General features: G+C 73.3%; 25 protein-coding genes. 16 read left to right on the top strand and 9 right to left on the bottom strand.

From position 1 onward, the window contains the following. Positions 1–32 precede the first annotated feature (32 nt). Genes ACFUJ1_RS02110 through ACFUJ1_RS02075 form a run of 8 tightly spaced genes read left to right on the top strand, consistent with a single transcriptional unit; the run spans position 33 to position 9,701 of the window. Positions 33–1,148: an ABC transporter substrate-binding protein gene (locus ACFUJ1_RS02110; protein WP_378641499.1), complete on the top strand. Its 1,116-nt coding sequence runs from the start codon at positions 33–35 to the stop codon at positions 1,146–1,148. After that, positions 1,145–2,239 (top strand): spirocyclase AveC family protein, encoded by a 1,095-nt coding sequence (locus tag ACFUJ1_RS02105; protein ID WP_378641497.1) that lies wholly within the window; start codon positions 1,145–1,147, stop codon positions 2,237–2,239. Before ACFUJ1_RS02110 ends, ACFUJ1_RS02105 begins: the two co-directional genes overlap by 4 nt. Continuing rightward, a complete protein-coding gene (locus ACFUJ1_RS02100; protein ID WP_378641495.1) occupies positions 2,236–3,231 on the top strand; it encodes an SDR family NAD(P)-dependent oxidoreductase in 996 nt (331 codons plus the stop codon). The genes ACFUJ1_RS02105 and ACFUJ1_RS02100 overlap by 4 nt, the downstream gene beginning before the upstream one ends. Continuing rightward, a complete protein-coding gene (locus ACFUJ1_RS02095; protein ID WP_378641493.1) occupies positions 3,228–4,706 on the top strand; it encodes an aldehyde dehydrogenase family protein in 1,479 nt (492 codons plus the stop codon). Before ACFUJ1_RS02100 ends, ACFUJ1_RS02095 begins: the two co-directional genes overlap by 4 nt. Positions 4,707–4,708: 2 nt before the next feature. Further along, positions 4,709–5,935: a cytochrome P450 gene (locus ACFUJ1_RS02090; RefSeq protein WP_378641491.1), complete on the top strand. Its 1,227-nt coding sequence runs from the start codon at positions 4,709–4,711 to the stop codon at positions 5,933–5,935. Continuing rightward, positions 5,932–6,834 carry an SDR family NAD(P)-dependent oxidoreductase gene (locus ACFUJ1_RS02085; RefSeq protein WP_378641489.1) on the top strand — a complete coding sequence of 301 codons (903 nt, stop codon included), beginning with the start codon at positions 5,932–5,934 and terminating at the stop codon, positions 6,832–6,834. Before ACFUJ1_RS02090 ends, ACFUJ1_RS02085 begins: the two co-directional genes overlap by 4 nt. Before the next feature lie 33 nt (positions 6,835–6,867). Then, on the top strand, positions 6,868–8,124 hold the full coding sequence (locus ACFUJ1_RS02080; RefSeq protein WP_378641487.1) for a cytochrome P450: 1,257 nt from the start codon (positions 6,868–6,870) through the stop codon (positions 8,122–8,124). Continuing rightward, a complete protein-coding gene (locus ACFUJ1_RS02075) occupies positions 8,121–9,701 on the top strand; it encodes a nitric oxide reductase activation protein NorD (protein WP_378641485.1) in 1,581 nt (526 codons plus the stop codon). Before ACFUJ1_RS02080 ends, ACFUJ1_RS02075 begins: the two co-directional genes overlap by 4 nt. On the opposite strand, the gene ACFUJ1_RS02070 is transcribed toward ACFUJ1_RS02075, so the two are convergent. Together ACFUJ1_RS02070 and ACFUJ1_RS02065 are read right to left on the bottom strand one after the other, a co-directional pair. Beyond that, positions 9,685–11,058 carry an ABC transporter substrate-binding protein gene (locus ACFUJ1_RS02070; protein ID WP_378641483.1) on the bottom strand — a complete coding sequence of 458 codons (1,374 nt, stop codon included), beginning with the start codon at positions 11,056–11,058 and terminating at the stop codon, positions 9,685–9,687. The two genes, ACFUJ1_RS02075 and ACFUJ1_RS02070, sit on opposite strands and share 17 nt — an antisense overlap. Before the next feature lie 84 nt (positions 11,059–11,142). Further along, positions 11,143–11,775 (bottom strand): TetR/AcrR family transcriptional regulator, encoded by a 633-nt coding sequence (locus ACFUJ1_RS02065; RefSeq protein WP_378641481.1) that lies wholly within the window; start codon positions 11,773–11,775, stop codon positions 11,143–11,145. Positions 11,776–11,986: 211 nt separating this feature from the next. Between ACFUJ1_RS02065 and ACFUJ1_RS02060 the strand changes: the two genes are divergently transcribed. Then, positions 11,987–12,772, top strand: a complete 786-nt coding sequence (locus ACFUJ1_RS02060) for a spirocyclase AveC family protein (RefSeq protein WP_378641479.1) — start codon at positions 11,987–11,989, stop codon at positions 12,770–12,772. 40 nt (positions 12,773–12,812) lie between these two features. Then, positions 12,813–14,009, top strand: coding sequence for a cytochrome P450 (locus tag ACFUJ1_RS02055; protein ID WP_378641477.1), 1,197 nt, complete (start codon positions 12,813–12,815; stop codon positions 14,007–14,009). A gap of 58 nt (positions 14,010–14,067) precedes the next feature. Here the strand turns inward: ACFUJ1_RS02055 and ACFUJ1_RS02050 are convergent, their stop codons facing one another. After that, positions 14,068–14,301, bottom strand: coding sequence for a hypothetical protein (locus ACFUJ1_RS02050; RefSeq protein WP_378641475.1), 234 nt, complete (start codon positions 14,299–14,301; stop codon positions 14,068–14,070). Positions 14,302–14,406: 105 nt separating this feature from the next. Between ACFUJ1_RS02050 and ACFUJ1_RS02045 the strand changes: the two genes are divergently transcribed. Genes ACFUJ1_RS02045 through ACFUJ1_RS02035 form a run of 3 tightly spaced genes read left to right on the top strand, consistent with a single transcriptional unit; the run spans position 14,407 to position 16,549 of the window. After that, entirely contained in the window at positions 14,407–14,973 is a 567-nt protein-coding gene (locus tag ACFUJ1_RS02045; protein ID WP_378641473.1) for a TetR/AcrR family transcriptional regulator, read from the top strand. Positions 14,974–14,975: 2 nt separating this feature from the next. Continuing rightward, a complete protein-coding gene (locus ACFUJ1_RS02040; protein WP_378641471.1) occupies positions 14,976–15,971 on the top strand; it encodes an SDR family NAD(P)-dependent oxidoreductase in 996 nt (331 codons plus the stop codon). 11 nt (positions 15,972–15,982) lie between these two features. Further along, a complete protein-coding gene (locus ACFUJ1_RS02035) occupies positions 15,983–16,549 on the top strand; it encodes a nuclear transport factor 2 family protein (RefSeq protein WP_378641469.1) in 567 nt (188 codons plus the stop codon). An 88-nt stretch (positions 16,550–16,637) separates the two neighbouring features. Here the strand turns inward: ACFUJ1_RS02035 and ACFUJ1_RS02030 are convergent, their stop codons facing one another. Further along, positions 16,638–17,456, bottom strand: coding sequence for an enoyl-CoA hydratase/isomerase family protein (locus tag ACFUJ1_RS02030; protein ID WP_378641467.1), 819 nt, complete (start codon positions 17,454–17,456; stop codon positions 16,638–16,640). 79 nt (positions 17,457–17,535) lie between these two features. Here ACFUJ1_RS02030 and ACFUJ1_RS02025 point away from each other — a divergent pair, with 79 nt between their 5' ends. Continuing rightward, positions 17,536–17,982, top strand: a complete 447-nt coding sequence (locus ACFUJ1_RS02025) for a winged helix-turn-helix transcriptional regulator (protein ID WP_378641465.1) — start codon at positions 17,536–17,538, stop codon at positions 17,980–17,982. Positions 17,983–17,986: 4 nt separating this feature from the next. Here ACFUJ1_RS02025 and ACFUJ1_RS02020 read toward each other — a convergent pair whose 3' ends face one another. The 3 genes from ACFUJ1_RS02020 to ACFUJ1_RS02010 all read right to left on the bottom strand — a co-directional run bounded on the left by ACFUJ1_RS02020 (position 17,987) and on the right by ACFUJ1_RS02010 (position 21,600). Next, entirely contained in the window at positions 17,987–19,210 is a 1,224-nt protein-coding gene (locus tag ACFUJ1_RS02020; protein WP_378641463.1) for an amidohydrolase family protein, read from the bottom strand. Then, complete coding sequence (locus ACFUJ1_RS02015) at positions 19,207–20,379, bottom strand: CoA transferase (protein ID WP_378641461.1); 1,173 nt, start codon at positions 20,377–20,379, stop codon at positions 19,207–19,209. Before ACFUJ1_RS02015 ends, ACFUJ1_RS02020 begins: the two co-directional genes overlap by 4 nt. 144 nt (positions 20,380–20,523) lie before the next feature. Further along, on the bottom strand, positions 20,524–21,600 hold the full coding sequence (locus ACFUJ1_RS02010) for an enoyl-CoA hydratase/isomerase family protein (RefSeq protein WP_378641459.1): 1,077 nt from the start codon (positions 21,598–21,600) through the stop codon (positions 20,524–20,526). 96 nt (positions 21,601–21,696) lie between these two features. Between ACFUJ1_RS02010 and ACFUJ1_RS02005 the strand changes: the two genes are divergently transcribed. Next, on the top strand, positions 21,697–23,643 hold the full coding sequence (locus ACFUJ1_RS02005; protein WP_378641457.1) for an MFS transporter: 1,947 nt from the start codon (positions 21,697–21,699) through the stop codon (positions 23,641–23,643). Beyond that, entirely contained in the window at positions 23,640–24,188 is a 549-nt protein-coding gene (locus ACFUJ1_RS02000; protein ID WP_378641455.1) for a TetR family transcriptional regulator, read from the top strand. The genes ACFUJ1_RS02005 and ACFUJ1_RS02000 overlap by 4 nt, the downstream gene beginning before the upstream one ends. A 34-nt stretch (positions 24,189–24,222) precedes the next feature. Here the strand turns inward: ACFUJ1_RS02000 and ACFUJ1_RS01995 are convergent, their stop codons facing one another. Both ACFUJ1_RS01995 and ACFUJ1_RS01990 read right to left on the bottom strand, forming a co-directional pair. Further along, complete coding sequence (locus ACFUJ1_RS01995) at positions 24,223–25,239, bottom strand: phosphotransferase family protein (RefSeq protein WP_378641453.1); 1,017 nt, start codon at positions 25,237–25,239, stop codon at positions 24,223–24,225. After that, positions 25,236–26,447 (bottom strand): acyl-CoA dehydrogenase family protein, encoded by a 1,212-nt coding sequence (locus ACFUJ1_RS01990; RefSeq protein WP_378641451.1) that lies wholly within the window; start codon positions 26,445–26,447, stop codon positions 25,236–25,238. The genes ACFUJ1_RS01995 and ACFUJ1_RS01990 overlap by 4 nt, the downstream gene beginning before the upstream one ends. Positions 26,448–26,644 lie beyond the last annotated feature (197 nt).

Raw genomic sequence — 26,644 nt, 5'->3', positions numbered from 1 at the left:
AACAAATCTTAGGTTCGCTTGCTAGGGGTGCCATGTCCTACGAAAGCACTGCACATCCGATCAAGATCGGCTACCTGATGGACTTCCGGCTCCCCGACTCCTATCCGAAGGACATGCTCGACGACCTGTCGTTCCCCTTCGAGCTGGTCTTCGCCGAGGCGCTGGAGGCGGGGCTGATCGACCGGCCCGTCGAGGTGGTCTACCGGGAGGTCGAGGGGCTGCCGAAGGGCTCGGTGAAGGCGGTGATCGACGGCTTCGGCGAGCTGGTCGACGAGGGCTGCCTGGTGGTCTTCGGCCCCAACATCACCGACAACTGCGTCGCGGTGAAGGAGGCGATCGAGCAGCGCTTCCACATTCCGGCCATCGCGGTGACCGGCACCGACGACTGGCTGGGGGAGTGGACCTTCGCCTTCCCGCAGGGCTCGATGACCGACGAGCCGATCTTCTGGGCCGACCTGCTCGCCAAGGCGGGCCACCGCACGGTCGGCATGCTGGTCGAGCGGTCGCTGATCGGCGAGAGCTACCTGCGCAACTTCCGCGCCGCGGCGGCGCGCAAGGGCATCCGGGTGGTCGCCGAGGCGCCGATCGCGCAGACCGCGCAGGACATCTCGGCGGCGGTGCGGGCGCTGCACGCCGCCGCCCCGGACGCCCTTGTGCACTGCGGCTTCGGCTTCGGAATCGTCTTCATCAACCCGGTCCTGCGCGAGCTGGACTGGGATCCGCCGCGCTACACCAGCACCGCCTTCCAGAACGCCTGGGTGAACCCGGTCATGTGGGAGGCGTTCACCGGCTGGATCGGGGTGGACCAGTTCGACGAGGAGAACCGGGTCGGCCAGGACTTCCTTGACCGGTACGAGAAGCGGTACGGCCGCCGCCCGCAGTACGTGCTGCCGATGGTGAACCACGATGTGGCGCAGACCCTGCTGCGCGCCTTCACCGACGCGCACCCGCTGAGCCCGCGCGGGGTGCAGGAGGCGCTGGAGCGGGTGAAGATGCTGCCCGCCGCGGCGGGGGCGCCGGGTACCCGGATCTCGTTCGGCAAGTGGACCCGGCGCGCCTGGATGGGCGCCGGATACCTGGTCGCGCGGCGCCTCGACCCGGACGGCGTCACCTCGCACCTGGTCGACCGCTTCGGGGCGGACGGATGACCGCCACCGCGCCGCCGGTCCGCAGGAACCACCTGGGCTGGGGGCTGGCGGCGCTCGCCGTCGTCGTGCTCGGGCTGATCGCGCTGAACGCCAGGCGCGGCGCGGTCTCCGACCGGATCCGCAATCCGGAGGTCACCGGGGCGCCGCGCCCGGTGGAGCCGCTCTTCGGCTTCGAGCATTGGATCGCGGTCATCCACATCGGGACGCTGCTCGCGGTGCTGCTGGTGATCGCGATCTGGATCCGGATGTTCCGGCGCAACCCGCGCGACCCCGTGCTGATCATGGGGTTCATGACGACGCTGATCGTCTGGCAGGACCCGATCATGAACTGGGCGCCGTTCGCGGTCTACAACCCGGAGCTGTGGCACTGGCCGGAGGACTGGCCGCTGGTCTCGCTCTCGCCCACCGTAGAGCCCTTCGTCGTCATCGGCTACGTGCTGTTCTACCTCGGCCCCTACTTCCCGGCGATCGCGATCCTGCGCCGGTTGCAGGCGCGGCGCGGCCCGGACGCCTTCGCGCACCGGCATCCCCTGATCAGCCTGGCGCTGCTGATCCTGCCGATCGGCTTCGTCTTCGACATGATCCTCGAGGTCTCGCTGGTGCGGACCGGGATGTACATCTACTCGCAGGTGATCCCGTTCGGCTCGCTCTTCGCGGGCAGCACCCACCAGTTCCCGCTGCTGTGGGAGTCGCTGGCGGTGACCTTCGTGATGATCCCGGCCGGGGTGCTGATCTTCCGGGACGACACCGGGCAGACGGTGGCCGAGAAGCTCGCGCTGCGCGCGCGGATCTTCGCCGGTCGGCCCTTCCTCGGCATGATCGTCGTGATGTTCCTGGTCATGAACGTCTCCTACTTCGTCTACGGCGGCTGGTTCGCGGTGATCAAGGCGACCGGGGCGGCGACCTCGGTGGCCTGCCCCTGGCCGTATCCGGAGGCCAAGGTCTACGACCCGCAGGGCTTCTACGAGCGGAACGGGGCGCCGGGGCCGTACTCCGTCGGCATCTGGTCGGAGTGGATGAGCGGGCAGCCGGACGGCAGGCCCGATGTCGAACCGCCCGCAGATGGCGGCCGCTGCGGGGAGCCGTCATGAGAACCGTGCTGATCACCGGCGCCGCGCGGGGCCTCGGCTTCGCCTCCGCGGCAACGCTGTACCGCCGCGGCTGGCGGGTGCTGGCCGCGATGCGCTCGGTCGAGGCCGGGCTGGCCGCGCTGCGCGCCGAGACCGGCGCCGCCGCCGACGACCCGCGGCTGCTCGGGGTCCGGCTCGATCTGTGCGACCCGGAGTCGGTCGCGGCCGCCGCGGCCGAGATCCTGGCGCGGGCGGGCGCCCCGGACGCCATCGTGCACAACGCCGGGATCTCGGCGGCAGGCACCGTGGAGGAGACCCCGCCGGAGCTGTGGCAGCGGATGTTCGCCACCCACGTCTTCGGCCCGGCGCAGCTGACCGCGGCGCTGCTGCCCGGGCTGCGCGCCGCCGGGCGCGGCCGCATCGTGCTGATCTCCAGCGCGGGCGGCGTGCGCGGCATGCCGATGATCTCCGCCTACTCCGCGGCGAAGGGCGCGCTGGAGCGGTTCGGCGAGTCGCTGGCCGGGGAGGTGGCGCCCTACGGGATCGGGGTCACGGTGCTGGTGGTCGGGGTCTTCGACACCGAGATCATCACCGACGACGGCACCTTCGCCTTCCGCGACTTCGACGGCCCCTACGGCGCGCTGCACGCCACCGTCGACCGGCGCGGCCGCGCGGCGATGCGGATCGCCCGCCCGCCCGCGGTGTTCGCGGCGCGGCTCGCCACCGCCCTCGACGACACCGCCCCCTATGCCAGGCACGCCGTCGGTGCCGATGCCGCCGCGCTGGTGGCGTCGAACCGGGCGCTGCCCGCCGCCGCCATGCACCAGGTGGTGCGGCTGGCCATGGGGCTGCCGCGCTACCGGGCGCTGCGCGCGGGCGGCATCCGGCTCGGGCTCGCGACCAGGGCGCTGCTCCGGGCCGCTGAACTGCTGCCCGCCCCGGTCACCCGACGGATCACGCTGCCGCTCCTGCGGATCCACCCCACCCAGCTGCCGACGGAGGCCGCGCGATGAGCGACGAACCCGACACCCGCCTGCTGATCGACGGTGTGCTGACCGACGCCCCGGCCCGGTTCGCCGTGCTGAACCCGGCCACCGAGGAGGTCGTCGGCGCGGTCTCCGACGGCTCGGCCGCCGATATGCACCGGGCCATCGACGCCGCCAGGCACGCCTTCGACCACACCGGCTGGGCCCGCGACCACGCGCTGCGCGTCCGCTGCCTGCTGCAGCTGCACGACGCGGTGGTGGCCGAGCGGGAGCTGTTCCGCGAGGAGCTGATCCGGGAGGCGGGCTGCCCGCGCGCCCTCACCTACGGCCCGCAGCTCGATGCCCCGCTGGCCGAGGGGTTCCGCTACCCGGCCGAGCTGATCGGCCGCTACCCGTGGGAGACCGACCTCGGCGATGCCTTCGTCCCGCTGACCGGGGTGCAGACCAGCCGCCGGGTGCTGCGCGAGCCGGTCGGGGTGGTCGGGGCGATCACGCCGTGGAACTTTCCCTTCGAGATCACCGTCAACAAGCTGGCCCAGGCGCTGGCCACCGGGAACACCGTGGTGCTCAAACCCGCTCCCGACACCCCGCTCAACGCCACCCGGCTGGCCCGGCTCGTCGCCGAGCACACCGATATCCCGCCCGGCGTGGTCAATGTCGTCCCGGCCGCCGATCACCTGGTCGGCGAGGAGCTGACGCGCTCGCCGAAGGTCGATCTCATCTCCTTCACCGGCTCCACCGCGGTCGGGATCCGGATCGCCGAGCGCGGCGCCGCCACCATGAAGCGGCTCTTCCTGGAGCTCGGCGGGAAATCGGCGACCATCGTCTGCGACGACGCCGACCTGAACCTGGCCTGTGCCATCGGGATCGCGCCCTGCCTGCACGCCGGGCAGGGCTGCGCCAACCCGACCCGGATGCTGCTGCCCCGCTCGCGCTACGCCGAGGGCGTCGCGCTGCTGCGGAGCATGTACGAGTCGATCGCGCCCGGTGACCCCCAGGATCCGGGGACGCTGTGCGGGCCGGTGATCTCGGCCAGGCAGCGGGATCGGGTGGTCGGCTACATCGAGCGCGGGATCGAGCAGGGCGCCACCCTGCTGGCGGGCGGGCCCGAGCGCCCGGACGGCTTCGACCGCGGCTTCTGGGTGCGGCCGACCCTCTTCGTCGACGTCGACAATGCCATGACCATCGCCCAGGAGGAGATCTTCGGCCCGGTGCTCTCGGTGATCCCCTACGACGACGATGACGACGCGGTCCGGATCGCCAACGACAGCCGCTACGGGCTGGCGGGCAATGTCATGTCCGGCTCGCTGGAGCGGGCGCTCGCGCTCGGCCGCCGGCTGCGGGCGGGGTTCATCGGGCTGAACGGTGCCGCGGGCTACGGCGCCGACGTCCCCTTCGGCGGCTACAAGGCCAGCGGAATCGGCAGGCAGAACGGCAGCGCAGGCTTCGACCAGTACACCGAGATCAAATCCGTGGCCTACCCGGCCGCGGAGAGGGAGTGACCGTGCAACTTTTCGATGACCTCGAGGATTTCGGCTCCTTCGACGACGAGGTCTCCGGCGATGTCCGCGACCCCTACACCGAGCTGGCGCGGCTGCGCCGGGAGGAGCCGGTGCAGCGCATCGAGCTCTCCACCATGCCCGGCGACGACACCAAGCCGCTGTTCATCGCCTACCGCTTCGAGGACGTGCGGCAGATGCTGCGCGACGACCGCACCTTCTCCTCGGCCATCGTCATCCAGGCCTTCGGCGACGTGCTCGGGCAGCACGTCATGCTCGGCATGGACGAGCCCGAGCACGGGCGGCACCGGGCCCTGGTCTCGAAGGCGTTCGCGCAGAAGGCGCTCGCCCGCTGGGAGGACTCGCTGGTCCGCACCGTCGCCGACCAGCTGATCGACCGGATCGTGGCGGCGGGCAGCGCGAACCTGGTGTCCGACTTCACCTTCCCGTTCCCCACCCAGATCATCGCCGGGCTGCTCGGGCTGCCGCGCGCGGACTACCCGCGGTTCCAGCGCTGGTCGATCTCGCTGCTCGGCTTCACCGTCAACCCCGAGCGCGGCAGGGCGGCCTCGCTCGCGCTGGAGAACTACTTCACCCCGATCCTGGCGGCGCGCCGCGCCGAGCCGCGCGACGACCTGATCAGCAGGCTGGCCGTCGCCGAGATCGACGGTGAGCGCCTGGCCGACGAGGAGATCTTCTCCTTCCTGCGGCTGCTGCTGCCCGCCGGCGTCGAGACCACCTACCGCGCGCTCGGCAATCTGCTGTTCGGGCTCTTCAGCAACCCGGACCAGCTGGCCGCGGTGCGCGCCGACCGCTCGCTCATCCCGCAGGCCATCGAGGAGGCGGTGCGCTGGGAGCCGCCGCTGCTCACCATCACCCGGATCGCCACCGAAGACACCGAACTCGGCGGGGTGCCGATCCCGGCGGGCTGCGCGGTCATGCCCATGCTCGGCGCGGCCGACCGGCAGGAGGACCGGTGGGCCGAGCCAGACACCTTCGACATCTTCCGGCCCGCGCGGCCGAGCATGGCCTGGGGGCACGGCCCGCACGTCTGCCTCGGCATGCACCTGGCCCGGCTGGAGATGCGGGTGGCGCTGGAGCGGCTGCTGGACCGGCTGCCCGGGCTGCGGCTCGACCCGGACGGCGGCGACCCGCACATCCGCGGCCAGGTCTTCCGCTCCCCGACCGCGCTGCCGGTGCTGTTCGACGTGCCCGAGCGGGTGACGTCGTGAGCGGCGAGCTGCGCTTCGACGGCCGGACCGCGATCGTCACCGGCGCCGGGCGCGGGGTCGGCGCCGCGCACGCGGTGCTGCTCGCGGCCAGGGGCGCGCGGGTGGTGGTCGCCGACCACGGCGCCGGGCTGGACGGCAGCGGCCGGTCGGGCGAACCGGCCGACGCGGTGGTGGCCCGGATCCGCGCCGCGGGCGGCAGCGCCGTCGCGGTCTGCGCCTCGGTGGCCGAGGAGGCGGGCGCCGAGGCGATCGTCGCCGCCGCGCTCGCCGAGTTCGGCCGCATCGACATCGTGATCAACAACGCGGGCATCTCCGACCCCGGCCCGTTCGAGGAGCTGAGCGTGGCGCAGTTCCGGGCCATGGCCGAGGTGCACTGGTTCGGCACGCTCTTCGTCACCAGGGCCGCCTGGCCGCACCTGCGCGCCCGTGGCTACGGCCGGGTGGTGAACACCGTCTCCGAGGCCATGATCGGCACCGTCCCGGAGATGACCAGCTACGCCCCGGCCAAGGGCGCCGTGTGGGGCTTCACCCGCAGCCTCGCCACCGAGGCCGTCGGCACCGGGATCCGGGTGAACGCGGTCGCGCCCCGCGCGCACACCAGGATGTCGGCGGCGCAGGCGGACCGGATCGCCGCCGAGCACGGCTTCAGCGCCGCGGAGATGGCGGAGATCAATGCCGCCATGCCACCCGAGCTCGTCGCCCCGGCCGCGCTCTACCTGGCGCACGAGAGCTGCGCGCTGGACGGCGAGGTGCTGCGCGCCGGGTTCGGCGGGGTGGCCCGCATCGCGGTCGTCGCCACCGCAGGCATCCACCGCGCGGCGCTCAGCGCCGAGGACGTCGCCGCCCACATCGGCGAGATCCTCGACCTCGGCTCCGCCGCGGCCATCGACATCGCCTGACCCCGGCTCGCCCGGCAGTACCGAGGAGGACCCGTGCCCGACTTCGACGCGATCGACTACTTCACCGACGAGAGCCTGATCCCCGACCCCTACCCCTACTTCGACCACCTGCGGAACCGCTGCCCGGTCCTGCCCGGCGGCCCGGCCGGGGTCGTCGCCGTCACCGGCTACGAGGAGGCGCTCGCGGTGTACCGGGACACCGCCATGTCCTCGGCCAATGCCGTGGTCGGGCCGTTCGCGCCGCTGCCGTTCACCCCGGAGGGCGACGACATCACCGAGCTGCTCGAGCAGCACCGCGACGGCATTCCGATGGCCGAGCACGTGGTCACCATGGACGCCGAGCGGCACCTGCGCACCCGCGCGCTGCTGAGCAGCCTGCTCACCCCGAAGCGGCTGCGCGAGAACGAGGCGTTCATGGCCGGGCTGGCCGACCGGCAGCTCGACACCTTCACCGCTGGGCGGGCCGAGTTCCTCTCCGGCTTCGCCAAACCGTTCTCCGCGCTGGTGATCGCCGACCTGCTCGGCGTGCCCGCCGTCGACCACGGCGAGTTCCGCGCCGCGGTGGGTGGGCAGCACGTCGGCGATCTCGGCGGCGAGCTCGCGCACAACCCCCTGGTGTGGCTGGAGCAGAAGTTCACCGGCTACATCACCGACCGGCGCCGGGAGCCGCGCGGGGACGTGCTCACCAAACTCGCGCAGGCCCGCTACCCGGACGGCTCCGTGCCCGAGGTGCTCGACGTGGTCCGGCTCGCGACCTTCCTCTTCGCCGCCGGGCAGGACACCACGACCAAGCTGCTCAGCGCGGCCGTCCGCAATCTCGCCGACGACCAGGGGCTGCAGGCCGAGGTCCGCGCCGACCGCACGCTGGTGCCCGGCTTCCTGGAGGAGACGCTGCGGCTGGAGAGCCCGGTCAAGAGCCACTTCCGGCTGGCCCGCACCAGCACCGAGGTCGGGGCCTGCCCGATCGCCGCCGGTTCGACGGTGATGCTGCTGCCCGGTGCCAGCAACCGCGACCCGCGCAAGTTCGAGGAGCCGAACGAGTTCCGGGTGGATCGGCGCAATGCCCGCGAGCACGTCGCCTTCGGCCGCGGCGCGCACACCTGCCCCGGTGCCCCGCTGGCCAGGGCGGAGGGCCGCATCTCGGTGAACCGCATCCTCGACCGGCTGGCCGACATCCGGATCGACGAGCGCGAGCACGGCGCGGCGGGCGCGCGGGTGTTCCGCTACGACCCGACCTTCGTCATGCGCGGATTGTCCGAGCTGCACATCGAATTCGATCCGGTGCCGTGACCGACCTGCTTGCCTCCGCGATCGCCGGGCGCCCGTTGACGGTGGCCGAGCAGGAGCCGGGCGAGCCCGCCTGGACCGACGGGGCGGTGCTGTATCTCGCCGCGGGCGAGCCGGACCGGCTCGCCGCGATCGCCGTGCAGGCGTCGCTGCTGGCGGGCGGCGGGCTCGCGCCCGGCATCGTGCGGCGACTGCGCCGCGGGGAGGTGCGGCGCTACCTGGCGGTCGAGGGCGGGCGGGCGCTGCTCGCCAATGCGGCGGTGCTGCCGCCCGCGGTCCTCGGGTTGCTCGACGGGACCGTGCGCACCGGGTCGCCCGCGGAGTCGCTGGCACTGGCCCGCAGCCGGGTGCCGATCGCCGACCCGCCCGCGTGTTTCGGCACCATCCGCCCGGGTGTCGTGCGCGCGGACTCCCCGCCCGGCGGCGGTGCGCACCGGCCACGGCGCGGCGGCCGGGTCGAGGAGTTCGACGAGCCGGAGGAGTACGGCGACGACGTTCCGGATCCGTTCTCCAGCCCGATCGGAGGGGGCGGCGGGCTCGGCAAGCTGCTGCGGCGCCTGCTCGGCGTCGGCCGGGGCGGTGGCGCGGGCGAACCGGGGGCGGAGGCGGTCACCCACCGGACCCGCTCCGGCCGGATCGGCAACGGCACGGTGGTGTCGGCGGCGGTGGATCGCGCCGAGTACGGATTCGGCGCGCGCGCGGGCGGGTTCGGGTACCCCGAGTGGGACGTCCATCGGCGCGACTACCGCCCGGACTGGTGCACGGTCCGCGAGGTCGAGCCCACTCCGGCGGAGCACACGGAACCCGCCGCCCCCGACCCCCGCATGCGCGCCGCGCTGGCCCGCGTCGGGCTCGGCCTCGAGCGCAGGCGCAGACAGCCGCAGGGCGACGACCTCGACCTGGACGCCCTCGTCACCGCCAGGGTCGATGCACTGGCCGGTGCCGCAGCGGGGGAGTTCGTCCACCTCGACACCGCGCGCACCCGCCGCGACCTCTCGGTGCTCATCCTGCTCGATGTCTCCGGCTCGGTGGCCGGGCGCGGCACGGGCGGAGACTCCATCCACCGGCAGCAGCGCGCGGTCGCGCTCGCCCTCGCGGGCACACTGCACGAGCTCGGGGATCGCCTCGCGCTCTACGGCTTCCGCTCCGCGGGACGTTCGGCGGTGCAGCTGCTCCCGGTGAAACGCTTCCACGAGCCGTTCGGCGGTATCGCCAGGCGGCGGCTGCACGGGCTGGAGCCCGGCGCGTACTCGCGGCTGGGTGCGGCGATCCGGCACGGCACCGCGCTGCTGCGCGACGGCGGCGGCACCCCGCGCCCGGTGCTGGTCGTGCTCTCCGACGGGCTCGCCTACGACCACGGCTACGAGCGCGGCTACGGCGCCGCCGACGCCAGCCGCGCGCTGGCCGAGGCGCGGCGGGCGGGGATCGGGGCGCTGTGCCTCACCGTCGGCGCCCCGACCGCCGACGACGAGCTGCGTCGCGTGTTCGGCACCGCCGCGCACGCGGCCGTCCGGGACCAGGGTGAGGTGGCCCGGATCATCGGCCCGCTCTTCCGCGCGGCGGCTACTCGAAATCGGTGAACGACTTCCCGACGTCGGCGAGCGTCAGCGGGACGCCGTAGTCACCCCGGAACCGGTGGTACTCGACATCGCAGCGGTAGAGCCCGGTGTCCGGGCGGAAGTCGGCGGGCACCCAGCCGTCCGGGGTCGCGCGCTCGATGTTGAAGCAGGAGACCGGCGACTCCCGGTCGGCCGTGTCGACCGGGGCGTGCAGCCCGCCCGCGGTCCACGCGGGCCGGTTCGCGGCGGCCTCGTAGACGCAGCGCCGGGTGAGGTCGTCGCCGCAGGCGGCGGCCGAGGTCGCGAAGAGCAGCCACGCCGACATGGCGCGCAGCTGCGGGAAGGTCATCTCGGTGCCGGGGGCGTAGCGCTCGAACATGGCGGTGATCTGCCGCAGCGCGGGCACACCGTCCGACTTCTCGAACGGCGCCACCCCGCTCAGGTCGACCACATTGTTCTGGAACGCCAGCGACCGGCCGAGGCTGGTCAGGAACGAGGGGGTGTAGTTGTTGTTGGTGGCATCGATCCAGTCCGGCCGGTGCCCGATCTCGGTCAGCGCGTCCTCCAGCTTCGGCAGCTGCGCCGGTTCCCCGTTGAACACCAGCCCGCGCACCCCCCTGTCCTTCAGCGCCTGGGCGTACGGACCCCAGTTCGACAGCCCGGCAACCGGATACAGATCGTGGTAGACGACCGTGGCGCCCCTGGCGCGCAGGCTCTCCTCGGTCTTGGCGCCGAGCACCTTGGTGATGGGGGAGTCGGCGTCGATGATCCCGACCGCGCCGATCGAGCCCGGGTACCCCTCCGCGACCAGCCACTGCCGGAACCCGGTGTAGATATCGTGCCGCGGCAGCACCGAGGGCGAGCCGCTGATCTCCAGATCGGCCGCGACGCTGCCGTACTGCGAGATCTGCGCAGGGAAGCTGGGCAGCAGGCAGCCCAGCCGGTCCTTCACGCCCAGCCCGTCCAGCCCGCTGCCGCCGCCGACCAGCGCGAAGTCGTCGCGGCAGGATTCGCGCATGCGCTGGCGGACCTCGGTGAGCCTGGTGTCGCGCGTGATCGCCTCGATCCGGCGCCCCGCGATCCCGCCGTGGTCGTTGCACCACGCGGTGAAGACCTCCGCCGCGGTGATGAACTCGGGATTCTTCGTGAAGCCGAAGTCGCTGAAGACCCCGACCGCGATGCGGTCCGCGGTGACCCCCTGCGCCGATGCCTTCGTCGGCGCGCCCGGCCCGCAGACCGCGCCGAGATCGCCGAACTCGGCCGGTACCGGGGATGCACCCGGCGGCGCGTCCGAGCGGGACGAGCCGTCCCGGCCGCAGCCGGTGCACAGCAGCAGCGCTGCCACCGCGGTGATGACGAATGGACGAAGACGGGACATGCGCGCTCTCCCTCGAACGGCTGCGGAGCGCATCAAAACTAACATTTGTTCACACCGTGCGCGGGCGTTTGCGCCCGCCCGCCGTCAGCCGGGGCGGTGCAGGAAACCGTGCAGCACGGCCTGGGTCAGCTCCGCGACGATCGCCGCGCGCGGCGGCGGCTCCGCGCCGAAGTAGGTCGAGCGCAGCGCCGCCATGCCGACGATCATCGCCACCGTGGAGTGCGCCGCCAGGTCCGGGTGCGCCGAGCGCACGCCGCGCAGATCCATGCCCTCGGCGCTGATCCCGCCGAGCACCGCCAGCGCCCGCCGGACATCGGCGATCCCGGCCTCGCCCGCCTCCTCCGCGCTCAACGCGTCGGCCGAGAGCAGCGTCACCACCAGGCCGCGGTGCTCGACGAAGACGTCGTAGAGCCGGCCGACGAAGTGCCCGGCCAGCTCCTCCTCGTCGGTCGTCTCCGGGACCACCGCCGCCCAGGTGCGGCCGAATTCGTCGACGAACTCGGTGAACGGCAGCACCAGCGCCTCGCGGAACAGCGCCGCCTTGGAGCCGAAGTGCCGGAACAGCAGCGGCTCGGTGACCCCGGCCGCCTCGGCGATCTCCCGCGTGGTGGTGGTGCGGTAGTCCTGCCCGCCGAACAGGGTGCGGGCCGCCTCCAGCAGGAGCTGCCGCACGGCGCCGCGCGGACGCCGGGTGGTCGGTGATGACTTCTGGGGCAACGGGGTTGGCTCCTGGTTCGGGTCTTGGCGCGCGATGGAGATTAAGGTAGTCTCCACTACCCAAGGGGATAGGATAGTCCTCACTACCCAAGTCTGGCACTCGGATCGAAAGGAGTACGGACATGGGCGCAGTCATTATGCTGGCCACGCTGTTCGGGCTGATCGCGGTGATCGTCGGGGTGGTACTCCGCTTCGACCCGGAGGCACGGCGGTGAACGGCGAACTCACCCCGCTGCTGACCGCGGCCATCGGCTTCGCCTACGTCGGCGGGTTCGTCTTCGTCGCGGCCGGGGTGTACCTGAGTCTCCGCGGCAGGCGCCTGCATCCACTGCTGCTGGTGTGTATCTCGGCGATCTCGTTCTCCTGGATCGAGGCGCCCTACGACTGGGCGGTCTACGCCCAGTTCCCGCCCGCCATCCCGCGCATGCCGTCCTGGTGGCCGCTGAACATGACCTGGCAGGGGCTGCCGTCCTCGGTGCCGCCCGGCTACATCGCCTACTTCGTGCTTCCCGCGGTGCTCGGCGCCGCGCTCGGGCGCGGGCTGGTGGCGAGGTACGGGTGGCGGCGGCCGCAGACGCTGCTGGTGACCGGGCTGGTCGTCGGGTTCGTCTGGGCGTTCCTGTTCAACGCGATCCTGGGCGCGCGGCTCGGCGTCTTCCACTACGGCCGGGTGATTCCCGGGCTCGCGCTGTGGGAGGGCACGAAGTACCAGTACCCGCTCTACGACGCGCTGGCCATGGGCGTGCAGATGATGGTCTTCACCTACCTGCTCGGCCGCACCGATGCGCGGGGCCGCACGCTCATCGACAGCTGGGCCGATACCAGGGCCACCACCGGGTTCCGCTCCGCGCTGCTCTCCGTTGCCGCCGTCGTGCTCCTCGGGCACGTCGTCTACCTGTCGGTCTTCGTACCGCACCTGGCGACCAAACTCGGCGGCTTGGTCACCGCGGGCCCGTCCGAGCCGCTCTTCACCGGCGTACCCAACCAGCCGCCGTGAGGCGGAACTAAATTTCGGTTCTACGAAGGGATGCAGGTACGTGACCGAGACCCGAGCCGACCTGGTCTACGACCCCTACGATTTCGCGATCGACGCGGACCCCTACCCCGTCTGGCGGCGGCTGCGCGAGGAGGCGCCGCTCTACCGCAACGGCGAGCACGGCTTCTTCGCGCTGAGCCGCTACGACGACGTGGCCGCTGGGCTGCAGGACTGGGACACCTTCCGCTCCGGCCGCGGCACCGTCGTGGACGTGATCGCCTCCGGCGCGCAGATCCCGCCCGGCATCATCCTCTGGGAGGACCCGCCGCTGCACGACGCGCACCGCAAACTGCTGGCCAAGGTCTTCAGCCCGCGCCGGATGCTCGCCATCGAACCGCGGATCCGCGCCTTCTGCGCCACCGCGCTCGATCCGCTGGTCGGCGCCGCCGGATTCGACGTGATCGCCGACTTCGGCGCCTTCATGCCGATGCGCACCATCGGCTACCTGCTCGGCATCCCGGAGGCCGACCAGGCCGCCATCCGCGACGGCACCGACTCCGCCATCGGCCTGCGCGACGACAGCAGCGCTCCGGTGTTCGACCAGGGTAATTTCGAGCGCAGCGCCGAGGTGTTCGCCGACTACATCGACTGGCGGGCCGAGCGCCCCGCCGACGACCTCATGACCGAGCTGCTCCGGGCCGAGGTCGAGGAGGACGGGGTTTCCCGCAGGCTGACCCGCGCCGAGGTGCTCACCTACACCAGCGTGGTCGCGGGCGCGGGCAACGAGACGACCACCCGGTTGATCGGCTTCATGGCGCAGCTGCTGGCCGAGCATCCGGAGCAGCGCGCCGAGCTGGCCGCCGACCCGGCGCTCATCCCGGGCGCGGTCGAGGAGGCGCTGCGCTTCGAGCCGCCCTCCCCGGTGCAGGCCCGCTGGGTCGCCCGCGATGTCCGCTACCACGGCGAACCGGTCCCCGAGGGCTCGATCATGCTGCTGCTCAACGGCTCCGCCAATCGCGACCCCCGTCGCTTCACCGACCCCGACCGCTTCGACATCCACCGCAGGGGCGGCCACCTCGCCTTCGGCCACGGTCTGCACTTCTGCCTCGGCGCCGCCCTGGCGCGGCTGGAGGGACGCATCGCGCTCGAGGAGCTGCTGCGGCGGTGGCCGCGGTGGGAGGTCGACTACGCGGGCGCTGCCAGGGCGCACACCACCAGTGTCCGGGGGTGGGGGCGGCTTCCGCTGGTCGTGGGGTGAGGTACCCGATCCGTTCCAGCCGTCCCGCCGAACGCGATCACCGGCGCGGAGTCAAACTTCAGCTGCGGCAGCGGTACCCGCCGTTGCGGCGATCGAGCGAGATCGCGGCGGCGGAGAGCGCTCCGAGCCCGCCGCCCGCGATCACCCCCGGTGCGCAGAACAGCAGGGTGTCGATGGCGAGCAGCGCGGGGTCGGCGGCCAGCGCGGCGGCGAGCGAGCACAGCACGAAGAGCATCGCGAACCCACCGAGCAGCGCACCGGTCACCGTCGCGGAACAGATACAGCCTTTCACCTGCCCGAGTGTAGGAGCAGGGAGCCCGCGCCGACAGCCGCGGAAACCGGGGTCGCGACCGGCGGGCCTTCCGATTTACACCTGTATAGCCTAGTGTCTGGATTCATGGTCGAAACGGGAATCGGACGTCGCTCGCTGGGAGGTCGCTCGGTCGACACCGCGGATCGGGTGCTCGACGCGGGGCTGGCGGTACTGCGCGAGCAGGGCTACGACCAGCTCTCCATGCGCGAGGTCTCGCGCCGCTCCGGGCTGACGCACGCCACCGTCTACGGCTACTTCTCGGCCAAGCAGCACCTCGTCACCGAGCTGTACTGGCGCCGGGTCCAGCGCTGGTGCGAGCAGCCGGTCGCCGGCTCCGAGCCGCTCGAGCGGCTGGCCGGGGTCTTCGCCGAGCTCGGGCAGCTCATGTCGGAGGAGCCCGAGCTGAGCGTGGCCGCCTCGGCCGCGGTGCTGAGCCGCGACCCGGACGTGGCCCGGCTGCGCACCTGCATCGGCACCGCCATGACCGGCCGGTTGCGCCGCGCCGCCGGGCCGTCCTGCACGCCGGAGATCCTGGACGCGCTGAGCATCGCCGTCAGCGGCGCCATGATCCAGGCGGGCATGGCGTACGGCTCCTACACCGACATGGCCGAGCGGCTGACCTCGGTGTCCGCGCTGCTGCTGCGCGGCTGAGCATGCGCGTTCTGATCACCGGCGCGACCGGTTTCGTCGGCGCGTGGACCGCCAAGGCCGTGCACGACCGCGGTCACCAGGTGCGGCTGCTGGCCCGCGATCCGGAGCGCGTGGCCGCGGTGGCGGCCGAACTCGGTTTCGACGGCGGCGACGTCGTCCGGGGCGACATGACCGACGCGGAACAGGTGCGGGCAGCGTTGAACGGCTGCGATGCCGTCGTGCACGCGGCAGCGGTGGTCGCGCTCGACCCCGCCGCGGCCGAGCGGATGATCCGCGCCACCGTGACCGGGGCGGGGAACGTGCTCGGGCAGGCGGTGGCGGCCGGGCTGGACCCGGTGGTGTCGGTGTCGAGCGCGGTGGCGCTCTGGCATCCGCGCTGCCCGCTGCTGCACCCGGACCTGCAGCCCGGCGGCGGCGCCGACGCCTACGGCGAGTCCAAGGCGCGGGTCGAGCGGTACGCGCGCGGCCTGCAGCGGGCCGGGGCGCCGGTGGTGATCACCTACCCGAGCAGCGTGCTCGGGCCCGCCGTGGCCGGGCGGTTCGGGGAATCCGGCGATGCCGTCGGCGCCTTCCTGCGGTCGGGGATTCCGGGACGGGGCGCGGCGTTCTCGGTCGCCGACGTACGCGATATCGCGGAAGCGCACGCCCGCCTGCTCGAACCCGGGCTCGGCCCCCGGCGCTACGTGATCGCCGGACACCACCTCACCGGCGCCGAACTGGCCGCGCAGCTCAGCGCGATCAGCGGCCGCCGGGTGCGCCACCACCGCGTGCCCGACGCCGCGCTGGTGGCGGCGGGCACGCTCGCCGACCGGTTCCGCGACCGCCTCCCGCCGAGCCTGCGCAAACTCGGCGCGGCGGGCGCCCGCTACCTCGTCGACTCCCCGCCCGCCGACAACTCCGCCGCCGAACGCGACCTCGGCATCACCTTCCGCCCGGTCCGGCAGACCCTCGAGGAACTGCTCACCGACCGCAGACGACTGCGCGCCGCGCGCCCCTGAAAGGAATCTCCATGCCCCGATTCCCCCGTGCCGAAATCCAGGAAACGGTCGACCGCTGGCTGGCGGCCAATATCGAGGCCGAGCGCACCGGCGACTGGCGGCCGCTGGCCGACTTCTTCGTCGCCGACGGCAGTTACGGCTGGAACATCGGCCCGCACGACGATGTCATGTGCGTCGGGATCGACGAGATCCGCGAGATCGCGTTCGGCCAGGAGATGGCGGGGTTGCTGGGCTGGCGCTACCCGTACCAGCGGGTTCTCATCGACGACGTGCAGGGCGAGGTGCTCGGCTTCTGGAAGCAGGTCGCTACCGATACCGACGGCGTCGAGCACGAGGTGTACGGGCTCGGCGGGTCGTGGTTCGGGTACGCCGGGGACGGAAAATGGGCCTGGCAACGCGATTTCTTCGACTTCGGGCACGTCGCCGACCTGTATATCCGGCTGTTGAAAGCGGGCAAGGTCACCGCCGAGTTCTCGGCGCGGATGGCGAAGAACGCCGGCGCCGGACGGTTGCCGGGGTGGTATCCGCTGGGCACGACGCCGTCGCCACTGTGGCCCCCGGCGGTCGCCGCCGGATGATGGGGGCATCACCTGAGTGATTCGCACCTGCGCAGTGATGCGCTCGCCGGTACGCAGGTCCCGAGCGCGCCGAGGCGTGCGGCCCGGTTCAGGGCGTCGCGCGCTCGATCAACCCCTCCAGGTCGCGCTCCCCGGCGACCGTCTGAGCTCCGGCGGCGAGCGCGGCGGCGGCGCGATCGATGGCGTCGGCACTGGTGAAGAGGGGCATGAGCAGCGCCATCTCCCGCTCGGCGGAGTCGGGGCGTGCGGGCAGGGCCGCGTCGATCGCGGCGATGGCGGCCGCTACGGCGGCAGGTGGTTGGGCCGCGATCCGGTGCGCGAGTTCGGCGACGAAGGGATCGAGTTCGGCGGCGGGGAGGGCGCGGTCGATCCAGCCGTAGCGTTCGGCGGTGGCGGCGTCGTAGAGCTGACCGCTCAGGATCACCTCGAGCGCGCGTGCGCGGCCGAGCAGGGCGGGGAGCTCACGGGTGCCGCCGCCGCCGGGGAAGATCCCGAGGCTCACCTCCGGCTGGCCGAACCACGCGTTCCCCAGCGCCGCGTAGCGCAGGTCCAGGTGCAGGAGGAACTCCGCGCCGCCGCCGCGCACCCGGCCGGTGACCTTGGCGATGGTGAGCTGCGGCAGCGCCCGGTAGCGCTGGAAGAGGTCGAGGCCGGGGCCCTGGACGTAGGCGTCGAGCGCCGCCGGGTCGGTGAGCAGCCGGAGATCGCCGTGCGCGAGGAAGAAATCGGGGTTCGCGCTCTCGACGACCACGACGCGGGTGGTGGGGTCGGTGGCGAGTTCGGCGTGCAGGCGGTCGAGGTCGGCGATCAGTTCGGTGTCGAGCAGGTTGACCGGCGGGTGGTCGAGCGTGACGACGGCGACGCCGTGTTCGCGGCGGACGGTGAGGGCGGTGTAACCGGGGGACATGACCGGACTCCTGACTTCTCTATGAGAACCCAGAATGTAGCTGAGTTCTCTGGTGGAACTCAACCGGTAGGGTGGATGCGTGGAATGGACGTCGGTCGACCTGGGGAACTGCCCGGTGGTGCGGGCCCTTGAGGTGGTCGGCAGCCGGTGGACGCTGCTCGTGCTCCGCGAGCTGTTCAACGGCGTGCACCGCTTCGAGGACATCCAGCAGCACCTGGGGGTCTCCACCTCGGTGCTGAGCAGGCGGCTCGCCGAGATGGCGGAACACGGCCTGGTGGAACGGCTTCCGTACCGTCAGGAGGGCAGCCGGGAACGGCTGGAGTACCGGCCGACGGAGAAGGCGTGGGAGCTGTATCCGGTCGTGGTCGGGCTCATGCAGTGGGGGGATCGGCACCTCACCGGGCCGGACGGGCCGCCGGTCGCGCTGGTCGAGACCAGGACCGGGAAGCCGGTGGTGGCGGCGCTGGTGCCGGTCGATACGCCGACCTGCGCGCCCGCGGATGTCACGGTGGTCACCGGAGACTGATCTGCTACCGCACCTGCCTGCCGTCGATCCAGACGTGCCGGACCAGTGCCGCGTCGGGGGCGTCGAGCGCGGTGTGCAGAGGTGCCGCCAGGAGAACCAGGTCGCCGGGGGCGCCGACGGCCACGGTTCGCGGGCGGAGGTCGGCGCCGTGCAGGAAGCCGTCGAGCACCGTCCGGGTCGAAACCCGTTCGCCCGGAACGAGTTCGCGGGTCGCGGCGGCGCGCATGACGGCCCACGGGTCGAGCGGGCCGTAGGGGGCGTCGCTGCTCGGCAGCACCGGCACTCCGGCGGCGAGCAGGCTCGCGTAGGGGTAGAGGTGCGGGAGGTCGTCGGGATCGACTTCCGCGCGGTACCTTTCGCGGTTGGCGACGACGAAACCGGGCTGGGTGACGACGGTGAGCCCGCGCAGCGCGGCGGGGTCGGGGATGACGGCGCCGTGCTCGATCCGGTCGCCGGGCAGGATGCCGACCTCGTCCAGCACCGCGAGGGTGAGCAGCAGGGACACCCTGGTGACGCAGTGGACGGCCACCGGGAGGCCGCGGTGGTGCAGGGCGGCGATGCGGGCGCGGAGTTCGTCGTAGCCGGGGAGGTCGTGGTCGTGCAGGAGCAGTTTGCGCTCGCCGAGCAGGGTCACCCGTTGCGGCAAGGTGGGCATCGAGGTGCGGCCGGGGGTGGCGTCGGTGACGCCGGTGATGCCGTAGGCGGTGAGTTCGCGGCCGAGGGCGGTGAGATCGCCTCGGGGCGGCCAGGTTCCGCGGAGTAGGTCGTCCAGGCGCCACAGCCGGCCGGTGGGCTCGCCCGCGGCGTCGCGTTCGACGCCGGGCAGGTGCGGGAGGGGTGCGAGTTCGGCGAGGGCGGCGGTGTTGAGCATCCACAGGGCGCCGGAGCGGTGCTGGACGCGGACGGGGCGGTCGGGGACGAGGTGGTCCAGGGCGTGCCGGTCCACCGAGACGCCGGCGCCGACCGCGCGGATCCGCGCGGCCTCCGCCTGCCGCAGACTCTCCAGACCCGTTGTGCAGTCGACGGATTCGCGGGCTGCGGCGGTGCCGTGCAGGTGGATGTGGTGGTCGTGCAGGCCGGGCAGCAGTACCGCACCGCCGCCGTCGACCTCGGTCTCCCCGCGCGCGCGCAGCCGCGGCCCGATCTCGGCGATGACGCCGCCGGCGAGGCGCACATCGACGCCTTCGCGCCCGTCGATCAGCGAGACATCCCGGATCAGCCGGCTCACAGCAGCGACTCCAGTGGGTGCGCGCCCGAATCGGGAGCGGGGCCGGGGGCGTCGCGCGGTGCGGGCGCGGCGACCGGGAAGGTGCCCGCCTCGCAGTCGACCCACCACTGCTCGTCGCGGAGCGAGACCGTGTGCGCGGGAACCGGTCCGGATGCGGACCGCACCGCGAGGTCGTGCATGGAGATATCGATGAGGCGGGCACACTCGTCCAGCAGCGCCTCGGCGGCCTCGGCGGCGGCGACGGCGCCGGTGAGCGGGTCGGCGAGCGCGTCGCCGCAGGGCACCGGGGTGTGGCCGCCGGCGTGCAGCCCGGCGCAGGCGGCGATGTCGTCGCCGAAACCGACGCGGTCGGAGGCCCGCCCCCGCGCGGTGATCGACAGCCACGAGACCCCGGCCGCGACCAGCCCCTCGGCGTCGAGCCCGAGGCGGCGCAGGGCGCGCGGGCGGGAAGCCTCCACCACCAGGTCGGCGCCTGCCACCAGCCGGGCCAGGCGGTCGCGATCGGCCGGGTCGTCGAAATCAACGGCGACGCTGTACTGCCCGTGGTGCAGCAGGTCGTAGAAACCGGCGGGGCCGGTGCGGGCGCCGTCGGGGCGGGTGCGGCTCTCGACCTTGATCACCTCGGCGCCGATGCCGGTCAGCAGATGGGTGCAGAGCGGGCCCGCCCACAGGGCGCTGAAATCGATCACGCGGGGGCGTTCGCGGAGGCGTATCCGGCGGCCACCGACGGTGCGCCGCACCGGCTCGCGGGTGGCCGCGGAGCCGAGCGCGCCGCCGGGCAGCCCGAGCAGGGCGACGCGCTCATCGGCGACCCGGACCGGCAGCGCGCGGGCCCATTCGGCCAGGGCCGCCCACGGATCGGGGCACTCGCCGCGCTCGACCAGCGCGGGGAGCAGGGCGATGTCGTCGGGGCGGGCCAGCGACAGCCCGACGAAACCATCGCGCGCGGGCACCGCAAGGAACCGGCCCCCGCAGGAGAAGGGCGCGTTACGGGTGAAGCCCGTGCAGGCGGCGCGCTCACCGAGCAGCCCGACCCCGGGCAGCACCGGCGGGCGGCCGGTGCGCGCAGCCGCGGCACGGGCGACGCGGTCGAGCGCCCGCTCGACGACGAGCGCGGGCGCACCGGGCGCGGCCAGCGGCGGCTCACCGGGGAACCCCGTCAGCGCCATCGCCCCCGACCGCGCCCACGCGGCCAGTGCGGAACCGGAGGGTGCGCCTCCGTCGTCGGCGGCCCATCCGGGCTCGACGGCCGCATCCGGGACGGATCGCGGGTAGCCTGCGGCGCATCCGGACTCGGCGGCGTCCGGCATGCCCTACGCCCGATCCCGCAACGTATCGGCCAACCCCCACCGCACCGCCGTCTCCGCGTCGACGTACGCCCCGGTCAACACCATCCACGCCGCCCGCCAGCGCCCGATCCGATGTACCACCCCGACCGTCCCGCCCGCCCCCGGCACCAACCCCATGGACAGCTCGGGCAACCGCAGCCGCGCGTCGGGCGCGACCTGCACGTGGGTCGCGAAGGCGGGAACCTCGAGCCCGGCCCCGATGCACGACCCGTGCAGGTGCGCGTGCACGGTGGTGCCGGGCCGGACGGCCAGCCGATGCAGGGCGTACCCCGCACTGCGCTGCAACCGGACCGCGTGCGACGTGGGGGCGTGCTTCGCGGTGCCGAACTCGTCCAGATCCCCGCCGCTGCAGAAATCCGGCCCAGCCCCGTGCAGGTGCACCTCGGCCACCCCGGGATCCAGCGCGGCGATGTCGAGCGCCTCCAGCAGCGCGTCGCGCACTTCGCGGGCGAAGGCATTGCGCCGCTCGGGGCGGTTGAGCGTGAGGTCGAGCCGGTCGCCGGTGCGCTCGGCCAGCACCGGCGGGGCGACCGGATCGGGAACGGGCCGCACCGGCCGGGCGGCCCGCCAGGCGGCGAACTCGTCACCGGCGAGCAGCATCGAGTAGGCGAGCGACTCCGCGACCAGCCCGGAGGCGACCGGAGCGCCGGCGGTCAGCCGCAGCAACCCGGTCATCGCCAGGGCCGCCAGCGGCGCCCGGTCCACGGCGGCGACGATCAGCGGCAGGCTGTCGGGCTCGGCCACCACCTGTGGCGACCACTCCTCCGGCGCCAGGGTGCAGGTCAGAGCGGCCAACACCGGATCGGCCGCGGACGGCGGACGGCGGGTGGCGATGCCGATGGCGACCGGGCTCGCCGGGTCGGCGAGCACGGCGCACGCCGCCTCGACAGTTGCCGCGCTCCACTCGGTTCCGTCCAACTCCACCACCAGCAGCGGTGTCGACGGCACCCCGGCGGAGTCGAGCGTGCTGAACGAGGCGCCGAGCGCGGAGTCGGCGAGCTGCTCCACCGAGACGGCCGCGAGCGTCGGTGGCGGTGTCATCCCTCGATGGTCGCACGCCGGGTTACGGGTTGCATCCAGAGGTGAACGTGTGTTCACCTCTGGGGGAACGTTCGTTCGTCTCGGTAAGGAGCCCGCGTGGACAGTCCGGCGAAAGCGCCGCCGAATCGGCTGCTCACCGCGGTGCTCTGCCTCTCCGGCGTCGTGGTGGCGCTGCAGCACACCCTGGTGGTGCCGCTGCTCGGCGAATTCCCGGAGATCCTCGGGGTCGACTACCCGAGCGCCTCCTGGCTGGTGACGATCACGCTGCTCTGCGCCGCGGTGGCGACGCCGATCCTGTCCCGGCTCGCGGACATGTTCGGCAAGCGGCTCATGATGCTGGTGTCGCTGGGCACCATCGTGGCCGGGTCGCTGATCGCCGCGCTCGGCGGGACCTTCCTCGCGGTGCTGGTCGGGCGCGGCCTGCAGGGGCTGGCCTCGGCGCTGGTGCCGATCGGCATCGCCATGCTGCGCGACGAGCTGCCGCGCGCCAAGGTCGCGGGCGCGACGGCGCTGATGAGCGCGACGCTGGGCATCGGCGGGGCGCTGGGGCTGCCGCTGCCCGGCGTGCTCTACGAGCACCTGGGCTGGGAGTCGATCTTCTGGCTCTCCGCGGTCGCGGCGGCGCTGCTCTTCGCCGCGGTGCTCGCGGTCGTGCCGGAATCCGCGGTCCGCACGCGCGGCCGGTTCGACTTCGGCGGCGCGGTGCTGCTCTCGATCGCGCTGGTGGCGCTGCTGCTGGTGATCTCGAAGGGCGGTTCGTGGGGGTGGACGAGCGGGTACACGCTCGGTGCGGCGGCGATCGCGGTGCTCGGCTTCGCGGTCTGGTTCCCGTTCGAGCTGCGGGTCAGCCTGCCCATGGTCGACCTGCGCACCTCCGCGCGCCGCCCGGTGCTGCTGACCAATGTCGCGGCGCTGCTCTGCGGCATCTCCATGTACGCGAACATGCTGGCCACCATCCAGGAGCTGACCATGCCGGTCGGCACCGGGTACGGCTTCGGGCTCTCGGTGCTGGCGGCGGGGCTCTGCATGATGCCGGCGGGACTCGTGATGGTGGTCTTCGCGCCGATCTCGGCACGGCTGATCAGGCGGATCGGCGCCAAGTACACGCTGATGACGGGGACGGCGATCCTCGCGGTCGCCTACCTGGTGCGCGTCCTGCTCAACGGCTCGGTGCCGCTGGTCATCGGCGGCGCCATGTTCGTGATGGTGGGCACCGCCATCGCCTACGCGGCCATGCCGATGCTGATCATGGGGTCGGTGCCGATCACCGAGACCGCCTCGGCGAACGGGCTCAACACGCTGCTGCGCTCGGTGGGCACCGCGATCTCCAGCGCGCTCATCTCCGCACTGCTCACCACGCTCACCCTCGAGGTCGGCGGGGAGCGGCTGCCCGCGTTCGCCGCCTTCCAGCTGGTGTTCGTCATCGCGGCGGTGGCCGCCGCGGTGGCGACGGCGGTCGCGTTCTTCATCCCGCGGGTCGAGCTGCCCGCCGAACCGGTGCCCGACGACGGCGAGCTCCCCGACGAGCTGGTGGTCACCGGGACGGTGCGGGGCGGCGGCGAGCCGATCCGGCACGCCGTGGTCACCGTGCTGCGCACCACCGGCGAGCCCGCCGACTGGGGGCGGGCCGACAACGCGGGGGAGTTCACCGTGGTGCTGCCCGCGCCGGGGCCGTACCTGGTGATCACCGGCGCGGACGGGTGGGCGCCGGAGTCGCAGGTCATGGAGCTGGCCGCGGACTCGGAGCGGCCCAGCGTCGTGCTGACCCGCAGGCTCAGCCTCCAGGGCCGGGTCACCGCGGCGGGGGAGCCGTGCGCGGGCGCGATGGTCAGCCTGGTCAAAGTCAGCGGGGAGTACGTGGCGGCCACCGTCACCGGCAGCGACGGCGGCTACGAGCTGGCGCAGCCGCCGAGCGGGCGCTACCTGGTGACCGTGCTCGCCGCCGACCGGCGCACCGCGACCAGGCACGTCGCCGTGCTGACCCGGCCGGCCGCGGTCGACTTCGAGCTGGACCACGCGCTGCAGGCGTCGGGGGCGCGGTGAGCGACCGCTCCTCCCGCGACACGGTGATCGCGGCCGCGCGCGAGCTCTTCGCCCGGCGCGGCTACACCGCGACCACGATCAAGGACATCGCCGCCGCCGCCGGCTGCTCGCCCGCCCTCGTCATGAAGCTGACCGGGAGCAAGGCCGAGCTGTTCGCCGCCGCCGACCCCTCCGGCGCCGCGCTGGACGAGGCGCCGCCGCCCGCGGGCGAGCCGCCCGGAGTGCTCATGGTGCGGCGGCTGGTGGAGCGGCGCCGCACCGACGAGCCGGAGCCGTGGGCGATGGCGTCGGTGCTCATCCGGGAATCCGACGATCCGGCGCGCACCCGCGCCGACGTCCGCACTCGCTACCTGGACGCCGTCGCGGAGCGGATCGGCGACACCGCGCCGGACCGGCTGCGCGCCCAGCTGGTCATGGCGCAGCTGCTCGGGCTCGCCGCCGCGCTGCGCCACCTCGAGCTGCTCGACCCGGCCGCCATCGACGACGAGACGCTGATCCGGCGCTACGGCGCGCTGGTCCAGCGGATCGTCGACGGCGACGGGTGACCCGCGCGGAGTAGCGCCCCGCCGCGCGGGCTCGCTACTCGCCGAGCGCCGCCAGCCCCGCCGCGACCAGCGGCCCGACCGCCAGGTGCGCGTGCTCGAACCCGTCGCCCTCGGTCGCCCCGGCCCGGTGCCGGTGCGTGATCCCCTCGGCGATCACCGCGAGCTTGAGGTGCGCCAGCCCCAGGTAGAAGCCCCACTCGCCGAGGTCGCGGCCGGTGCGTTCGGCGTAGCGCTGGGCGAGCTCGGCGGGGCCGGGCAGCCGCGGGCTGGTCCAGGCCGCGGTCTCGCCGATGATGGCGTCGAGCGCGGCGTGGCGGTAGGTGCACATCTGGGCCAGGTCGGCGAGCGGGTCGCCGAGCGTGGAGAGCTCCCAGTCCACCACCGCCGCCACCCGGCCGGGCGCGGCCAGGATGGTGTTGTCGATGCGGTAGTCGCCGTGCACGATCGAGACCGCCGAGCGGGCCGGGACGGCGGCGGCGAGCCGGTCGTGCAGCCGGTGCAGGTCGGGCAGCTCGCGGGTCCGCACCCGTTCCCACTGCCGCGCCCACAGCGCGACCTGCCTGGTCAGGTACCCCTCGGGGCGGCCGAAGCCGGCCAGCCCGACCGCGTCGGGATCGACCTCGTGCAGCGCGGCGAGCACCCGGATCAGCTCGTCGGTGCAGGCGGTGATCTCGGCGTCGGAGAAGGCGGCGAGCTCGTCGGCGGTGCGGACGACCTGCCCGTCGACGAACCCGGTCACCGCGAACGGCGCCCCCATCACCTGCTCGTCGGTGCAGAGCGCGACCGTCGGCGCCACCGGCACCCCGCTACCCCGCAGCGCCGCGCAGACCCGGAACTCGCGCGCCATGTCGTGCGCGGACGGGGTGAGCCCGGCGGTGGGCGGGCGGCGCAGCACCCAGCGGGTGCGGCCGTCGGTGATCAGGAAGGTCAGGTTGGACTTGCCGCCGGAGATCAGCTCGGCCCGCAGCTCGCCGTCGACCGCGACGTCCCGCTCGGCGAAGAACCGCCGCAGCGCGACCAGATCGAGCCCCTCGTGCACGGTCGCGGTCACCGCGCCTGCTCCCGCGCGGCCCGCTTGGCGGCGCCGACGACCCGCTTGGCCAACGCCCAGCGGTGCACCTCGGAGGGCCCGTCGTAGACCCGGAACGGCCGGACCTCGCGGGAGAGCCGGGCCAGTGGCAGGTCGTCGGAGACGCCGAGCCCGCCGCACATCTGCACCGAGCGGTCCACGATCCGCCCGATCGCCTCGGCGCCGAAGGTCTTGGCGATGGCGGTCGCGTTCGCGGCGGAGCCGCCCCGGTCCAGCTCCCAGCAGGCGCGCACCAGCAGGGCGCGGGTGGCGGCGATGTCGATCTCGTTGTCGGCGACCAGCTGCTGCACCATGCCGAGATCGCCGAGCACCGAGCCGAAGCCGCGGCGCTGCGCCACGTGCGCGACGGCGATGTCGTGCGCGCGCCGGGCGGCGCCGAGCCAGCGCATGACGTGGGTCATCCGGGCCGGGCCGAGCCGCACCTGGGCGTAGGCGAACCCCTCGTCGACGGCGCCGAGCACGGCCTCGTCGGGGACGAAGAGATCGTCGAAGAAGACCTCGCAGTGTCCGCCGATCATCGAGCGGTCCAGCGTGCTGATGTGGCGCTCCACCCGCAGCCCCGGCGCGTCGGCCGGGCTGAGGAACATGGTGGCGCCGCCGCGGTCGCCGGGCGCGCCGGAGGTGCGGGCCATGATGATGAAGAACCCGGCGCCGTCCGCGCCGGTGATGAACCACTTGTGGCCGCTGATCTTCCAGCCGCCCGGCGCCTTCTCCGCGCGGGTGGTGAGCGCGGAGGGGTCCGAGCCCGCGCCGGGGGCAGGCTCGGTCATGGCGAAGGCCGAGCGCTGGTCGCCGTGCGCGAGCGGCGCGAGGAACTGCTGCTTCTGCTCCGGGGTCGCGACGTGCGCGAGCAGGTGCACGTTGCCCTCGTCCGGGGCGGCGATGTTCACCGCGAGCGGCCCGAAGAGCGAGTAGCCGGCGGCCTCGAAGACCGGGGCGCGGTCGCTCATGTCCAGCCCGAGCCCGCCGTACTCGACCGGCGCGTGCGGGGCGAAGATGCCGCGGCTCCGCGCCTCGCCCTGCAGCTCGACCCGGATCTTGTCGGAGCCCGCGACGGCGATGTCGCCGCCGTTGGCGTCCTCGACCGGGAGCACCACCTCCCGCACGAAGGCCTCGGTGCGGGTGACGAGGCCGGTGACCTCGTCCGAGTACGACAGCTCCACCGTCATGACGCTCCCGTCGGAATCCCGCCCGCACCTCGGCCGGCACGGGCTAATGACCATTAGCCTAGCGTGCCGCCGGATTGACCGTGTGCGATGGGTCGTCGGCTACTCGGCGGTTGCCGGTGGGATTCGGTCGGATCGCCGACAGACAGCGGCGGACCCGGGCCCTAGGTTCGGAGTATCCGGTTCGTCGCGCTCGCCGA

It is taken from the genome of Nocardia sp. NPDC057227 (genome assembly GCF_042669725.1).
Classification (GTDB): domain Bacteria; phylum Actinomycetota; class Actinomycetes; order Mycobacteriales; family Mycobacteriaceae; genus Nocardia; species Nocardia asteroides_A.
The sequence above is the reverse complement of the archived record's forward strand: the minus strand, read 5'-3'. Positions and strand labels throughout refer to the sequence as shown.

Bases quoted from the DNA above. Each gene is read 5' to 3' on its own strand.
- ACFUJ1_RS02110 (WP_378641499.1), top strand. From the start codon at position 33: ATGTCCTACGAAAGCACTGCACATCCGATCAAGATCGGCTACCTGATG.
- ACFUJ1_RS02105 (WP_378641497.1), top strand. From the start codon at position 1,145: ATGACCGCCACCGCGCCGCCGGTCCGCAGGAACCACCTGGGCTGGGGG.
- ACFUJ1_RS02100 (WP_378641495.1), top strand. From the start codon at position 2,236: ATGAGAACCGTGCTGATCACCGGCGCCGCGCGGGGCCTCGGCTTCGCC.
- ACFUJ1_RS02095 (WP_378641493.1), top strand. From the start codon at position 3,228: ATGAGCGACGAACCCGACACCCGCCTGCTGATCGACGGTGTGCTGACC.
- ACFUJ1_RS02070 (WP_378641483.1), bottom strand. From the start codon at position 11,058: ATGTCCCGTCTTCGTCCATTCGTCATCACCGCGGTGGCAGCGCTGCTG.
- ACFUJ1_RS02045 (WP_378641473.1), top strand. From the start codon at position 14,407: ATGGTCGAAACGGGAATCGGACGTCGCTCGCTGGGAGGTCGCTCGGTC.
- ACFUJ1_RS02040 (WP_378641471.1), top strand. From the start codon at position 14,976: ATGCGCGTTCTGATCACCGGCGCGACCGGTTTCGTCGGCGCGTGGACC.
- ACFUJ1_RS02035 (WP_378641469.1), top strand. From the start codon at position 15,983: ATGCCCCGATTCCCCCGTGCCGAAATCCAGGAAACGGTCGACCGCTGG.
- ACFUJ1_RS02030 (WP_378641467.1), bottom strand. From the start codon at position 17,456: ATGTCCCCCGGTTACACCGCCCTCACCGTCCGCCGCGAACACGGCGTC.
- ACFUJ1_RS02015 (WP_378641461.1), bottom strand. From the start codon at position 20,379: ATGGCGCTGACGGGGTTCCCCGGTGAGCCGCCGCTGGCCGCGCCCGGT.
- ACFUJ1_RS02010 (WP_378641459.1), bottom strand. From the start codon at position 21,600: ATGACACCGCCACCGACGCTCGCGGCCGTCTCGGTGGAGCAGCTCGCC.
- ACFUJ1_RS01990 (WP_378641451.1), bottom strand. From the start codon at position 26,447: ATGACGGTGGAGCTGTCGTACTCGGACGAGGTCACCGGCCTCGTCACC.